This window comes from Methanothrix harundinacea 6Ac, assembly GCF_000235565.1.
GTDB classification, from domain to species: Archaea; Halobacteriota; Methanosarcinia; order Methanotrichales; family Methanotrichaceae; genus Methanocrinis; species Methanocrinis harundinaceus.
The window spans coordinates 2447273-2460859 of the sequence record NC_017527.1 but is presented as its reverse complement, the minus strand read 5'-3'; the positions used below and the strand labels follow the sequence as shown (position 1 = coordinate 2460859).

Here is a 13587-nt window from a genome sequence, read left to right as displayed (position 1 = left end):
AAATTTATTTCGTAATATAAAATTTAACGGTTCGGGCAATGAGAGATTTAACCGGACGGGAGAGGAGGAGTTCCAGTCATGAGGAGGAGGAGAAAAGATCGAGCGGGGGCCCTGCCCCTGGCGCTGCTGTTGATCCTGGCGGCCCTAGCTTTCGGGCTCGCCTCGGCTTCGGCCTCGGCCGACGAGGCGGCCGATGGAGGCGGGGACGGCGGTGAGAGCGGAGTCTACTCCATAGCCTGCAACCTGCCGCCCGCGGTCGTCAAGAACGTCTCCCTATCCGCCGAGATCCCGAAGGGCCTGGTCTACAAATCCGAGAGCCTATCCATCTCCGGCGCCGCCGACCTCGCTTCCGCCCTGGTCACATCCAGCGGCCCCGCGGACGGCTCCGGCGCCGTCGCCCTCGCCATCTTCTTTCCCGAGGTGAACAATTCCCTCGATGCTGATATCCTCATCCAGTTCGTCGCCGTCGTCGCCGACATCCCCGAGAACGCCGACGGCGCGGTCTTAGCGGACCTTCCCGTCCGCCTCTCCTTCGACGATGGCCTTGGCGGGGAGGAGAGCAGCTTCTCCGGCTCGATTCCGGGGGTCTGTGTCGTCGAGCCTGCCTTGGGCGTGAATAAGCGGGTCGTCGGCCCCTCGGCCGACGGCAAGGGCCTCGTCTACGAGGTCGCGGTCTTTCACACCTCCTCTTCGACCTCGGCCGCCTACGACGTCCTCCTCGCCGACCTCCTCCCGGCCGGGGCGTCCGTCTCCGGCTTCGTCACCGTCGCCGGCCCCGCCTGGAAGTCCGCGGTCGTCTCCACCGGGCCGACCGTCTCCTTCGATTGCGTAGACCTGGCCTGGACCGCCGCCTCTCCTGTGTTGGTGAGGTACGAGGCCGCCTCCTTCGCCTCCGACGAGTCCGGCTCCTCCGGCCCCGCCGCGGCCGGCGGGACCCTCGCCTGGACGTCCGCCTCCGGGCCGGTGGAGGAGGAGCGCAGCTACCTCCTCGAATACGCCCTGGAGCCCTACGCCTCCCTCGAGCTCTCGATCGAGGCGGACGTCTCCGGGGTCACCGTCGGCGATCTCGTCACCTACGTCTACCGCCTCAGAAACTCCGGCTTCGCCAACCTCACCGATTTAGCCGTCGTCGACGCCTTCCTGGGGCCGATCCCCCTGGATAAGACGGCCCTCGCCCCCGGCGAGGCCGCCCTGGGGACCGCGGAGAGGGCCGTCGTCTCCGACGACTTCCCCGGCCCCCTCGTCGCCAACGCCACCGCCTCCGGGCAGGCAGAAGGGGGCGCCGGGGTCGCCGCCTCCGCCGCCCTGGAGCTCCCCTTCTTCGAGAACCACCTCTCCATAGTCAAGAGGGCGGACAAGAAGTCGGCGGAGCGGGGGGAGCTCGTCAACTACACCATCACCATCGCCAACGGCGCCGTCGATAGCCCCGTCTCTCCCACCGACCTCGTCGTCGAGGACGTCTTCAGCCGCCCCGTCGAGATCGTCGCCGTCTCGCCCAAGCCCGTCTCCGACCACCCCCACCTCGTATGGGCGTTTAAAGAGCTGAAGGCCGGGGACAGGGAGGAGATCAAGATCACCATCCGGGTCCCCGACGAGCAGGACTTCGCCTTCGACTCGGCCCAGGCGGTCACCGGCACCGGCTTCGTCAGCCTCCGAAACGAGTACTCCACCGCCTACGAGCCCTTCCCCTTGCGGAACTGCGCCTCCGTCACCTACACCCACGGGGCCGAGAAGAACACGAGAAAGCTCACCAGCTGCGCCTCCGTCGCCATCCGGGGCGGGGCGGGGACGAGCCTCTCGACCAAAGAGCACGGCTCCGGCACCTACGCCTCCGGGGAGGTCGTCGCCGTCCGGACGGAGAACAGGTCGATCTCCTTCGAGAAGGACCTCTCCGCCGCCGCCGGCGAGACGACCCTGGGGCTCTACCGGGGCAGGACCGTCACCTACTCCTCCCCCTGGTCCTCCTCCGCCGTCGGGAGAAACCGGGTGACCGGAGCCTCGATCACCGAGGCCTACCGCCGCTCCTCCTCCATAGACCGGGAGTCGCGCCTCCTCCTCGACAAGAACGAGTCGGCGATCTCCTTCGAGGCCGAGTTCGACGGGACCGCCACCTTCGGCTTCGTCAGGATGCCCGACAACTCCTCCTTCCGGGCCACCCCCCTCTACGAGGCGAGGGAGGATTACTCCGGAAGCTTCCGGGTCGTCGAACGGGTCGACGAGTACGGCTCCGGCGTCAAATCCGAGCGGGCCGCCTCCGGAACCGGCATCGTCGCCGTAGATAAAAGGGTCGGGGAGACCCAGAGGAGCTTCGAGCACGGCTCGGGGACCTACGAGGCGGACGAGCTGATCGAGACCTACACCAGCTACATCGCAAAGAATATCTACGTCTCCTACGAGCCCCTCGGCCCCGGCTCCTCCCTCTGGAAAGAGGGGATCGCCTCCAAGAAGCCCGGAATAAGCCTCCTCAGCGAGGAGTACTCCCAGATCGCGGAGCTGGAGAAGGACTCGATAGCCAGGGGGTTGAACGAGCTGGAGACGACCGCCGCCTTCAGCGGGACCGCCCGGTACCGGGTCTTATACTCCAACCGGACCCGGGACCCCGGCGCCAACGCCTCCGCCGCCCCCTGCGCCGCCGGTGGCGCCTGCGGCCCTTGCGCCCCTTGCTCCGACGGCACCGCCAACGGCACCGCCGACGCCTCCTGCGACGCCAAAGCCTTCCGGCACCGCCCCGAGATCGATATCGACGAGATCTACTCCGGCGACTACCGGGTCGAGCGGCGGGTGATGATCTCCGGGGCATCGAAGTACGACCACCCCCACCTCAACGTCACCAAGTCCCTCGTTGGGATCAAGAGCGAGGAGCTGGACTGGGATTACGGCGAGGCCCACCTCCCCGGCGAGGTGAAGACGAGGAGGGTCGCCGATTACACCATCCGGATCGAGAACGACGGGAGCCGGGCCCTCGCCCCCATCCTCGTCCGGGACCTCTTCCCGCCGGGGGCGACCTTCATCGACTCCTCCCTCCGGCCGACGGCCTCCGCCGCCGGGAGCGCCAACTGGACCCTCACCCACCTCGCCATCGGCGGGGTGGCCGAGATCTCCCTCCGCCTCGACGTCACCCGCTTCGCCGGAGAGGAGATGACCAACCGGGTCGAGGTCTGCGGCGGGTACGGCGACAACTGGGTCTGCGCCGGAAACTACACCTCCCTCCAGAGGCGGTGGCTCGCCTGCTGCCCCCAGGACGAGATCACCGTCGTCAAGACCGCCAGGATCGACCCCGAAAACCCCCTGGTCGTCCTCTACACCGTCGTCGTCGAGAACACCGCCGCTGCGACGAGGGCGGCGACGGTCACCGACTACCTCCCCCAGGGGATGGCCCTCCTCGCCTCCTCCCTGCCGGTGGCGAGCCAGGAGGACGGCGTCGTGGTCTGGGTCCTCCCCTCCATGGCCCCGGGGGAGAAGGTGACGATCGAGTTCTCCGCCCTCGCCCCCGGCCTTGGGAGGTACACCAACGTCGTCGAGGTGGAGGCGAGCTCCGTCGACGGCCCCGGGGTCGAGCCGTTACACGTCGCCTCCGTCGTCCAGGTCGGCTCCCCCGAGGAGTGCGGCCCCGCAGGCTGCGGCATCTGGCAGCCCCCGGCCTGGGACTTCCAGCGGATCGGCTACGTCCCCGACCCCCTCGGCTGCGAGATCTTCGCCGGGGAGGAGGGCCTCCCGGAGGTATGAGGGGCCCCTCCGCCCCCCCTTCCCTCCTCCTCCTCTCTTCCTCTCCTCCTCTCTTCCTCCTCTCTTCCTCTCCTCTTCCTCCTCTCTTCCTCTCCTCCTCTCTTCCTCCTCTCTTCCTCCTCTCTTCCTCTCCTCTTCCTCCTCTCTTCCTCTCCTCCTCCTCTCTTCTTCCTCTTCCTCTCCTCCCCTTCGACCCCTCAGGAAGATTTTTAGCCCGCCGCCGCCCTCTAGCCGGCCATGACCGATATTAAGAGGATCATACCCTGCCTCGACGTCAAGGTCGTCGACGGCCGGCCCTCCGTCGTCAAGGGAGTGAAGTTCGTAGACCTCAAGAGGCAGGGCGACCCCGTCGAGCTCGCCCTCCGCTACGACGCCGACGGCGCCGACGAGCTCGTCTTCCTGGACATCACCGCCTCCGCCGAGGGGAGGAGGACGATGGTGGAGGTGGCCCGCCGGACCGCCCGGGAGGTCTCCGTCCCCTTCGCCGTCGGCGGCGGGATCAATAGCATAGAGGGGATCGTCGAGATCCTCGACGCCGGCGCCGACAAGGTGGGGATCAACACCGCCGCGGTGAAGGACCCCGACCTGATCCGGCGGGCGGCGGCGGCCGTCGGCTCCGACCGGATCACCGTCGCCATCGACGCCGTCCGAAACCCCGTCCCGAAGGAGGGCTCGGAGCTCTTCCCCCTGGAGGACGGAAGCTCCGCCTGGTTTGAGGTGGTGATCCTCGGAGGGCGGAAGGCCATCGGCCTCGACGCCGTCGCCTGGGCCCGCCGGGTCGAGGAGCTCGGCGCGGGCGAGGTCCTCCTCACCAGCATGGACCGGGACGGGACGAGCGACGGCTACGACATCCCCCTCACCCGGGCCGTCGCCTCGGCGGTGGGGATACCGGTGATCGCAAGCGGCGGGGCGAAGAATCCCGAGCACATGCTCCAGGCCTTCCGGGAGGCGGGGGCGGACGCCGCCCTCGCCGCCGGGATCTTCCACCGGGGCGAGTACACCGTCCGGGGGGCGAAGGAGTACCTCCGGTCGAAGGGGGTCAGTGTCCGGCTTTAGGGTGGGCGCCGAAGGCGCCCCCCCGAAGGCGGGAAAAATTTGAGATTGAACGAGCCCCTAGCTTCTGACCAGCTCTCTTATGTCCTTGTATATCTCTGAGGATATGGCGAAGGCCGCCCCCGCGAAGAGGAGGGCCCCAAAGATGACTTCCAGTATCATAACCACCGCTTCCCTATACTCTATATAGCAGTATATTCTATATATACTTTGCCTTTCCCTCGCCGCCTTCTTCCCCAGGAATGGCAAAAAATTTTGTCGGCCGCCACCCTTATATCCTCAGGAAGTATTGAATCTTCTGGAGGCCTCCATCGATGAGCTTTCTCATAGATCCGCCCCTTCTCTTCATCTCAGGGATCTTGATCTACTTCTTGGGCCGCCGCCTCGGCTGGAATAGACATGCGAAGATTGTGGTAGGGGTAGGTCTGCTGCTTGTATTTATAATTTTTAGCTCCCTATTGTACGCCGACGTATTCCGGGCCGTCTTCCCCCTCTTCCCCGAGGCGACCGGATCGGCCTTCATGCTCCACTCCAGCTGGACGAAGGTGACGAGGGAGATGGTCCCCACCGCCGCCGTCGTCATCCTCTTCCTCCTCTACCCCCTCTGGCTCTTCGCCGGGTACGCCGGCGTCCTCCTCCTGACGAAGCGGAGGTGGGTCACCAAAGAGCTCCTCTCCCGGGAGGACGTCCGGAGCCGCCGCCCCCAGGTTCCCTCGGTCTACTCCGTGGTGAGGGACCCCGACCCCCGGCGGGCCGTCCGGGAGGCGGTGGCCGCCCTCGGCGGGATGGAGCAGTTCGTCGGATCTGGGGACCGGGTCCTGATCAAGGTCAACATCTGCGGCGGGGTCCCCGAGGTGAAGGGGACCTTCACCAGCCCCGAGGTGGTCGGGGAGGTCGTCGATATGGTCCGGGGGGCGGGGGGCGAGGCCGTCATATGCGACGCCGACATGATCTGGAACAAGTTCTGGACCGTCGCCGCCGCCTCCGGCTGGGCCGCCTGGGCGGAGGAGAAGGGGGTCCCCCTCGTCAACCTCTCCGAGACGAGGATCGTCGGCTTCGACTTCGGCGAGGGGTCGGCCATCGGCGTCGACCACGTCTCCCGGGATCTGGTGGAGGCGGACGTCATCATCTCCATCCCCACCATGAAGACCCACCTCCTGACGGGGGTGACCCTGGGGATGAAGAACATGTACGGGACCTTCCCGGAGGTGGACAAGGCGCGGTACCACAAGATGAAGATCGAGGAGGTGATCTACGAGGTGAACCGGGCCTTCACCCCGAACCTGGTCATCGTCGACGGGTCGATAGGAAACGAGGCGATCGGCCCCCTCAGCTCCAGGCCCATCGACTTTCAGACCATCATAGCCTCCAACGACGTCGTCTGCGCCGACTCCATCGCCTCTCAGATGATGGGGTACGACCCGTCGGAGGTGGTCCACCTCTCCCTCGCCGCCGAGCGGGGGCTCGGGGACGCCTCCAAGAGGTTCGACCTCGCCTCCCTCCCCTACAGGCACGCCAGCGGCAAGGACGGGAGCTGGGACCGGCCCGAGGCGAAGGTGAAGGACTTCTACAACTGGGGGATCGAGCTCTTGCTGAAGTTTCCCGGGTGGACGACCCTCTTCAACGTCGGGGCCGACTTCTTCCTCTACGACATGGCGAGGCTCCCCGTCTTCAGGTACCTCACCCCGGGGCTGCTGAAGCTCTTGAACGACTCGGTCTACCTCGTCCTGCGGGGGCAGGGGGATACGGAGGCGGACAGATCACGGAGGAGGATCAACGTCTTCCTCCTCCTCCTCCTGGCAGAGGCGGCGATCATCGGCTTCTTCCTCGACGGCTACCTCATGAGCTCCTTCCTCTTCAACCTCAACTTCCTCGTCGCCATCGCCGTCGCGATCCTCGCCGCTGCGAGGATGAAGACCCGTCACCTCCTCGCCCTCATCCTCTCGACGGCGGCGGTGATGATCGTCGTTGAGAGGATCTTGACATCGTCGGGGATCGTAGATTATAAAGGAAGCCTGGGCCCCACCCTCTTCGTCGTATCGGGGTGGACGCTCTTGATGGTGGCGATCTACGGGATATCGGATCTCTTCAGGCTCTGGTTTGAGAGGCTCCACCTCTTCGACCGCCTCGATAGGTGGCGGCCGCTTCCCTTCGCCGCCGCCGCCGCCGTCTTCGCCACATTCTTCTATCTGGAGGGGTACTTCCCGCTGGCGGGAGGGGACGTTCTGGGGCTCTACGCCGCCCTCATCCTCCTCGGCCTCCTCACCTCCCTCCGGGCCACCATCGCCTGGAACGCCGCCCTGGTGGTGGTGAGCGTGGCCCTGGGGGGGTATATGGAGCTCTTGGGCCACAGCGGTGGGCTGTGGTCCTACAGCCTGACGGAGGGGCTCCCCATCTTCATGACCATCGCCACCGCCATCAACGCCGCTGCCGTCTATGCCGTCGCCTCCATCGCCGGGGTGGACCTCTCCCGCTCCACCGCCGGGAAGGCAGAGGACCCGTCTTCCGGCCGTGCTGGGTCCGGCCGCCGACGGGCTCCTCCTCCAGCGTTCTAAAGCTTCCCTGCGGCCGGAGCGGGGGCCCCCCAGATCTTCCAGAATAGCGGACGCGGAACCGGTCGCTTCTGCGGTGCGGATCCTCCGGCTGCCTCCTCGGATGGGGTGATCTCCTGCGCCGATGGTCTTTGCGAAGATCCCGACGGGGGCCTCGGCCTCTCTCCATCGCAGAGATATGCCGGGAGGATCTTCTCGATGCCGGTCCGTCGGATCCGCCCGACCGCCTTCCTTCTCCGAGATCATCCTTCCAGAATGGGCTCACGCGACCCGTTTTAAATCTCGTAACTATATTTGTTACAAATAGAAACTTTTATATGAAAAAAGGCGGCTTTAGCCTGCGGTGTTGTATGATGAAATGGAATATCGTCATCGCCATGGCTCTCCTGAGCCTTCTGGTGGCCCCCGCCGCCGCCCACAGCCTCTGGGTCGAGGCGGAGGACGCGGTGGAGGTCGGCGAGGTGAAGGATGTATACTCCCTCTTCGGCCACCCCGGAAGCTCGGCGGGGATGTACGTCCCCCTGATGGATGCCTTCTATCTGGTATCCCCCGCCGGGGAGAGGCTCGACCTCGCGACGGAGGAGGGGACTTGGCTTCCCGGCTTCGGAAGGATCGGCTACCTCTCCAGCAAGGCCGCCTTCCGCTGGCCCGGAGACTACGTCCTCGCCTCCGTCCGGGCCCCCGGGGTCTATGATTCTGGATGGCACGGCGGGGAGAGCAGCCCGATGCTGGTCAAGGATTACGCCAAGGCGGTCATCTCCGCCGGGGAGGGGGGCGAGAAGGCCTGGGACGGAGGCTTCCCCCTGGAGGTCCAGTTCGAAGCGGCCCCTTACGAGGCGAAGGCTGGGGATAGCTTCAGCGCCGTCGCCGTCTTCAACGGCGAGCCCGTCGCCGCCAACTACACCGCCTGGTACTGGACCGTCGACGCCCACTCCTCCCCCGAGGCCCAGAGGGGTACCGCCGGCGATGACGGGAGCTTCTCCGTCCTCTTCGAGAAGGCAGGCCCCTGGGTGATCGAGGTGGAGACGACGACGGACGAGGCAGGAGAATGGAACGCCACCTACAGCAACCCCTACTATCAGGAGGGGGAGCTCGTCTCCTACGAGAAGGTCTGGCACCGGTCCACCCTCACCCTCTGGGTGAGGTGATCTCCACTTTTTTTTATCTCCTCCCCCTTTTTAATACGGTATCCGGACTCTCCGGAGCTTCCGACCACCCATGGAGTTTGATTTTATAGCGAATCGAATGGAGTTTCCCACAGAAAAATCCAAATTAATTGTTACTAATTGTTAAATCCGAAATCTATTTATCATACTAGAGATACTTAAGCAATGGTGATTAAAACGAAGAGCATAATTACTTTGTTGCTCCTCCTAATCCTGGGAGGGATGACGATGAACGCCAGCGGCCACGCCCTCTGGGTCGAGTCGAAGGACGTCGCCGAGGCCGGGGCAACTCAGCCCGTCTACTTCTTCTACGGCCATGCCGGGAGCGTGGCGGGCTTCTCCGTCCCCCTGATGGACGCCGCCTACCTCCTGACCCCGGCGGGGGAGAGGCTCGACCTCGCGATGGAGACGGGCGACTGGGTCCCCGGATACGGCTGGGTCCCCTATGGGTATAATGACGTGGCCCTCAGCACCCCCGGCGACTACGTCTTCGCCGTCGCCAGGTCTCCCTCCGTCTACGATCCGGGCTGGGGCGGGACCCAGGCCAGCAACCCCAGGCTCGGCTACAGCTACGCCACCATGGTGATCCACGCCGGCGACGAGGGGAAGGAGAGCTGGGAGGCGGGGGTCCCCCTGGAGATAGTCCCGGAGAAGGCCCCCTATGAGATCATGAACAAGGATAACGTCACCTTCACCGCCCTCTGGAACGGCGAGCCGGTGAACGCCACCTTCACCGCCTACTACTGGACCTGGGACGCCCACGGCGGCGACGCCGTCCAGACCGGGTCCGCCGGGGAGGGCGGCTCGTTCACCGTCAGCTTCACCCAGGCGGGGCCCTGGCAGGTTATGGCCAGCATAGACCTCAACGAGCCCGGGAAGTGGACCGCCACCTACGACCACAGCGGTGGGAGGTTCAAGGCCGGGGATGAGGTGGACTACAACGTCGTCCGGTACACCAACGTCATGTCGGTCTGGGTGAAGGCGTAAGCCTCCCCGCCATATTTTTTCTTGACGGCCGGCCTTCATAAGAAATCAGATTTTTTAATAAATACAGATTATGGGATTTCATTTGAGTATCGAATACGGCGTAAAACGGCAACAAACCATATAACTAGCCTTAAATCCTAGGACGCCCATCCCCCTCGCTGATCAGCTCAGCATCCGGATGGGTGAAGGTAAGAGAAGGTGGTGAACGGATATGAGACGGCTTTATCTATCGCTTTTGGTGGTGGCGGGCCTCGTCGCCCTGGGCTCGGGACACATGCTCTTTGCGGTATTCCCCGAGGAGGTCAGCGAAGCCTCAGACGTGAATATATGGATCACCTACAGCCACGACGCTGAAGGGGAGACGGCGCCCCAGCTCGCGAGGGCCGAGGTGATCGGCCCCGCCGGGACGGAAGGTCTGAGCCTGGCCGAGAGGGACGGCGGCCTCGCCGGGACGGTGGAGGTCGGCGACCCCGGCTGCTACATCCTGGACTTTGAGATGGAGCCGACCTTCTTCGACCCCGCCTGGATCGGCTTCAGCGGAGCTGCCTCCTTCCTCCCCAAGGCGGGCCGGGCGGTCATCCCGGTCGGTTCGGCGGGGGACTGCGCCTTCTCCTCCGGCGAGGGGCTGGAGATCGTACCCCAGGGGGATATGGGAGCCCTGGGGTTGGGTGACCGGTTCCGGGCCGAGGCCCTCTGGAACGGCGAGGGGCTCGGAGGAGACTACGCCGCCATGGTGGTGAAGAGCCCCCAGGACGTCCTGACGGTCCTCCACGCCTCCGATAGCGAGGTCGAGGGGACCACCTCCGACGGGACGATCGAGTTCGACCTCTCCAGCCCCGGCCTCTGGGTCCTCTCCTTCGAGGCGACGGTCGAGGAGTCCGGAACCTGGACCGCCACCAGCGACGATCCGAGCGGCCGGTACCGGGAGGGGGAGAGCCTCGACTACGACCAGATCGCCCCCACCGGCTACCTCAGCTTCTGGTGCGGCAGGTGAGCCTTTGGTCCACATCTCCGACGGCGTCCTCTCGCCCCCCGTCCTCGCCGCGGGCTTCGCCCTCGCCGGCCTCCTCCTCTTCGTCACCTTGAGGGACGTCCGGGCGGAGGAGATCCCCAAGATCTCCCTCATCACCGCGGCGGTCTTCGTCGCCTCCCTCGTCCACTTCCCCGTCGGGCCGACGAGTGTCCACCTGGTGATGAACGGCCTCGCGGGGATCCTCCTGGGGAAGAGGGCCTTCGTCAGCGTCGCCGTCGCCCTCACCCTCCAGGCGGTCCTCTTCCAGCACGGCGGTATCAGCGTCATCGGGGTCAACGCCGTCAACATGGGGCTTCCGGCCCTCCTCGCCTGGAAGATCTTCGAGGGGCGCCGGCGCCTTCCGTCGCCGAGGAGGGAGGTGGTCTTCGGCGGCCTGGCGGGGGGAGCCGCCGTCCTCGGCGCCACTCTGATCTTATCCGCAGAGCTCCTCGTCCTGGGGGAGGCGTTCACTGAGATCGCCGCCCTCGTCCTCGCCGTCCACATCCCCATCATCCTCATCGAGGCGGCGGTGGTGGGGCTTGCGGCGGGCTTCCTCCAGGCCGTCAAGCCGGAGATGCTTATCCGCGCCAGGGATTCTGGCTATGGAGGCGATTGATTTTGAGAAGAGCTGTAATTTTGGTCTTCCTCCTCCTCCTCCTCACCGCGGGGATGGCGGAGGCGCACAGGATGTTCTTAGGCCACAGGATGAGCCTGGAGATCTTCGCCATCTACGACGACGGCGAGCCTGCGAAGAACGCCGATATCTCGATATACCGGCTGAACGGGACGACGCAAGACTACGACCTCTACGAGGCGGGGGTGACCGACGCCCAGGGGATCTACAAGGTGACCCTCCCAGGAAAGGGGACCGGCGAGTGGCGGTACGCCATCTCTGGAGCCGGCCACTCCGAGGAGGGGTACCTCACCGTCTCGGCAGAGAGGCCTCCCTCCCCGGAGGCGAAGGCTCTGGGCCTCGCCCTCTTCCCCGGCCTCCTGATAGGGTGGAGGGTGAGGAAGAGATGAATAGGGTCGCCTTATATGCGGTCCTGGCGGTCCTCTTCTTCGCCGGCACCGCCGCCGGCCACCGGATGCTGATGGGCTATTCCATCGAGGAGGTGGCCCTATCCGTCTTCTACGACGACGGCACCCCCGCCGGGGGGGTCGCCGTCCAGGCCTACGACGGCGATGACCTCGTCGGCGAGGGGACCACCGACGCCGGAGGGGTCTTCGTCTTCAGGCCGGAGGGGAGGAAGGTCGAAGACCTCCTCTTCGTCACCTCCTCCGTCGGCCATCGGGCGGAGACGAAGATAGGAGCGGCTGGAGTCGGCTCCGTCGAGCCGGAGCTCCCGGTGGCGATGAAGGTCGCCGCGGGCTTCGGCTACCTCCTGGGGATCGCCGGGATATCGATGATCTACGCCTCGAAGAGGAGGAGATAGGAGCGGGGATGGGGGCGGGATCTTGAGCGGCCTTGACATCGACGCCTCCTCCGGGATCGACTCTCCCATCCACCGGTGGGACCCCCGGGCTAAGGTCGCCTCGATCCTCGTCCTGATCTTCTCCGTCGTCATGGTGGAGAGCGTCAGGGTGGCGCTCCTCGGCCTCGCCCTCTCCATGGCGGTCCTCCTCGCCTCGAGGCTCCCCCTGAGGGACGTGGCCAGGAGGGCGAGGTGGCCGGTGATCTTCATCCTTCCCATCTTCTTCATCCTCCCCTTCACCGGGGGCGGGGAGAGGACCGTCGCCGTATCGGCGGTGGACCTCAGCCTCGACGGCCTCCTCCTCGGCTCCCTCATCCTCGCGAGGGGGGTCTCCGCCGTCCTCCTCGCCTACCCACTCTTCGCCACCTCCCCCTTCAACATCACCGTCCAGGCCCTGAGGGGGCTCCGGTTCCCGGAGGTTGTCCTCCAGATATTCCTCTTCACCTACCGCTACCTCTTCCTCTTGAGCGAGGAGATGAGGTCCATCGAGAAGTCCCTCGCCTCCAAGAGCTTCGCGAAGAGGACCGACCTGCGGACGGCGAAGGTGATAGGGACAGCCCTCGGGATGCTCTTTGTAAGAAGCTACGAGCGGTCCGAGCGGATATACCGGGCGATGGTATCCCGGGGGTACGACGGCGCCCTCCCTTCCTCGGGGAAGTTCCAGATGAAGAGGGGGGACTGGGCGAAGAGCCTCGCCGTGGTGGGGGCCGCCCTCCTCCTCCAGCTGATCGATCACGCCGCCACCCAGGGGATGATCCTCTGAGCGAATACGCCATCGAGATCCAGGATCTCAGCTACAGCTACCCCGACGGGACAAGAGCCCTCGACGGGGTCAGCTTCTCCGTAGAGCGGGGGAGGTCGGTCGCCCTCCTCGGCCCCAACGGCGCCGGAAAGTCGACCCTCCTCCTTCACATGAACGGCCTTTTGAGGGGGGATGGGACGGTCAGGATCCTCGGCCGGAAGGTCGAGGAGGAGAGCCTCCCCTGGGTCCGCAGCCGGGTGGGGATGGTCTTCCAGGACCCCGACGACCAGCTCTTCATGCCCAACCTCCGGGAGGACGTCGCCTTCGGCCCCCGGAACCTCGGCAGGGCCGAGGCGGAGGTGGACCGGGACGTCTCCCGGGCCCTGGAGGCGGTGGGCCTCCAAGGGCTCGAAGGGAAGGCCCCCCACCACCTCAGCTTCGGCCAGAAGAAGAGGGCGGCCCTCGCCTCGGTCCTCTCCATGAGGCCGGAGGTCCTGGTGATGGACGAGCCGACCTCGAACCTCGACCCCAAGTCCAAGAGGACGGTCGTCTCCCTCATAAGAGACCTCTGCGACTCGGGGACGACGATCATCACCGCCACCCACGACGTCAACATCGTGACCCTGATGGCCGACGAGATCCTCCTCCTGGATAGGAGGGTGATGGGGTACGGCCCCCTGAGGGAGATCCTCGAGGAGAGGGAGGTCCTGGAGGGCCTCGGCCTGGAGGTCCCGATCCTGGTGGACCTCTTCCACTCCCTGAGGGGCTGCTGCAGCCATCACTTCCATCAGACGCCCATCACAAAAGATGAGGCGGTCGAGGGGCTGAAGAGGATCCTCGGGTGAGGGACCTAGAAGGTCAAAAAGAAGAAAAA

At 65.5% G+C, this 13587-nt stretch carries 11 protein-coding genes; all 11 read left to right on the top strand.

Translation table 11 applies throughout. The annotated features are described in order from the left end of the window. Positions 1-78: 78 nt before the first annotated feature. The 11 genes from MHAR_RS11675 (at position 79) to MHAR_RS11620 (ending at position 13558) form a co-directional block, all read left to right on the top strand. A complete protein-coding gene (locus MHAR_RS11675; protein WP_014587824.1) occupies positions 79-3726 on the top strand; it encodes a DUF7507 domain-containing protein in 3648 nt (1215 codons plus the stop codon). Between the two features lie 237 nt (positions 3727-3963). Next, positions 3964-4782: an imidazole glycerol phosphate synthase subunit HisF gene (gene hisF / locus MHAR_RS11665; RefSeq protein WP_014587823.1), complete on the top strand. Its 819-nt coding sequence runs from the start codon at positions 3964-3966 to the stop codon at positions 4780-4782. 311 nt (positions 4783-5093) lie between these two features. Then, on the top strand, positions 5094-7334 hold the full coding sequence (locus tag MHAR_RS11660; RefSeq protein ID WP_014587822.1) for a DUF362 domain-containing protein: 2241 nt from the start codon (positions 5094-5096) through the stop codon (positions 7332-7334). A gap of 347 nt (positions 7335-7681) precedes the next feature. Further along, a complete protein-coding gene (locus tag MHAR_RS11655; RefSeq protein WP_014587821.1) occupies positions 7682-8479 on the top strand; it encodes a DUF4198 domain-containing protein in 798 nt (265 codons plus the stop codon). A 183-nt stretch (positions 8480-8662) separates the two neighbouring features. Next, on the top strand, positions 8663-9484 hold the full coding sequence (locus MHAR_RS11650; protein ID WP_014587820.1) for a DUF4198 domain-containing protein: 822 nt from the start codon (positions 8663-8665) through the stop codon (positions 9482-9484). A gap of 211 nt (positions 9485-9695) precedes the next feature. Continuing rightward, positions 9696-10478 (top strand): DUF4198 domain-containing protein, encoded by a 783-nt coding sequence (locus MHAR_RS11645; RefSeq protein ID WP_014587819.1) that lies wholly within the window; start codon positions 9696-9698, stop codon positions 10476-10478. 4 nt (positions 10479-10482) lie between these two features. Then, positions 10483-11112, top strand: a complete 630-nt coding sequence (gene cbiM / locus MHAR_RS11640) for a cobalt transporter CbiM (RefSeq protein WP_014587818.1) — start codon at positions 10483-10485, stop codon at positions 11110-11112. Between the two features lie 2 nt (positions 11113-11114). Continuing rightward, entirely contained in the window at positions 11115-11519 is a 405-nt protein-coding gene (locus MHAR_RS13805) for a hypothetical protein (RefSeq protein ID WP_187287826.1), read from the top strand. Beyond that, positions 11516-11932: a hypothetical protein gene (locus tag MHAR_RS11630; RefSeq protein ID WP_014587816.1), complete on the top strand. Its 417-nt coding sequence runs from the start codon at positions 11516-11518 to the stop codon at positions 11930-11932. The genes MHAR_RS13805 and MHAR_RS11630 overlap by 4 nt, the downstream gene beginning before the upstream one ends. Before the next feature lie 22 nt (positions 11933-11954). Beyond that, positions 11955-12734: a cobalt ECF transporter T component CbiQ gene (gene cbiQ / locus MHAR_RS11625; RefSeq protein ID WP_014587815.1), complete on the top strand. Its 780-nt coding sequence runs from the start codon at positions 11955-11957 to the stop codon at positions 12732-12734. Continuing rightward, positions 12650-13558, top strand: coding sequence for an energy-coupling factor ABC transporter ATP-binding protein (locus MHAR_RS11620; RefSeq protein WP_228369659.1), 909 nt, complete (start codon positions 12650-12652; stop codon positions 13556-13558). The genes cbiQ and MHAR_RS11620 overlap by 85 nt, the downstream gene beginning before the upstream one ends. Positions 13559-13587 lie beyond the last annotated feature (29 nt).

Coding starts and splice junctions, on each gene's coding strand:
- MHAR_RS11630 (WP_014587816.1), top strand. CDS start 11,516: ATGAATAGGGTCGCCTTATATGCGGTCCTGGCGGTCCTCTTCTTCGCC.
- MHAR_RS11650 (WP_014587820.1), top strand. CDS start 8,663: ATGGTGATTAAAACGAAGAGCATAATTACTTTGTTGCTCCTCCTAATC.
- hisF (WP_014587823.1), top strand. CDS start 3,964: ATGACCGATATTAAGAGGATCATACCCTGCCTCGACGTCAAGGTCGTC.
- MHAR_RS11660 (WP_014587822.1), top strand. CDS start 5,094: ATGAGCTTTCTCATAGATCCGCCCCTTCTCTTCATCTCAGGGATCTTG.
- MHAR_RS11675 (WP_014587824.1), top strand. CDS start 79: ATGAGGAGGAGGAGAAAAGATCGAGCGGGGGCCCTGCCCCTGGCGCTG.
- MHAR_RS11645 (WP_014587819.1), top strand. CDS start 9,696: ATGAGACGGCTTTATCTATCGCTTTTGGTGGTGGCGGGCCTCGTCGCC.
- MHAR_RS11655 (WP_014587821.1), top strand. CDS start 7,682: ATGATGAAATGGAATATCGTCATCGCCATGGCTCTCCTGAGCCTTCTG.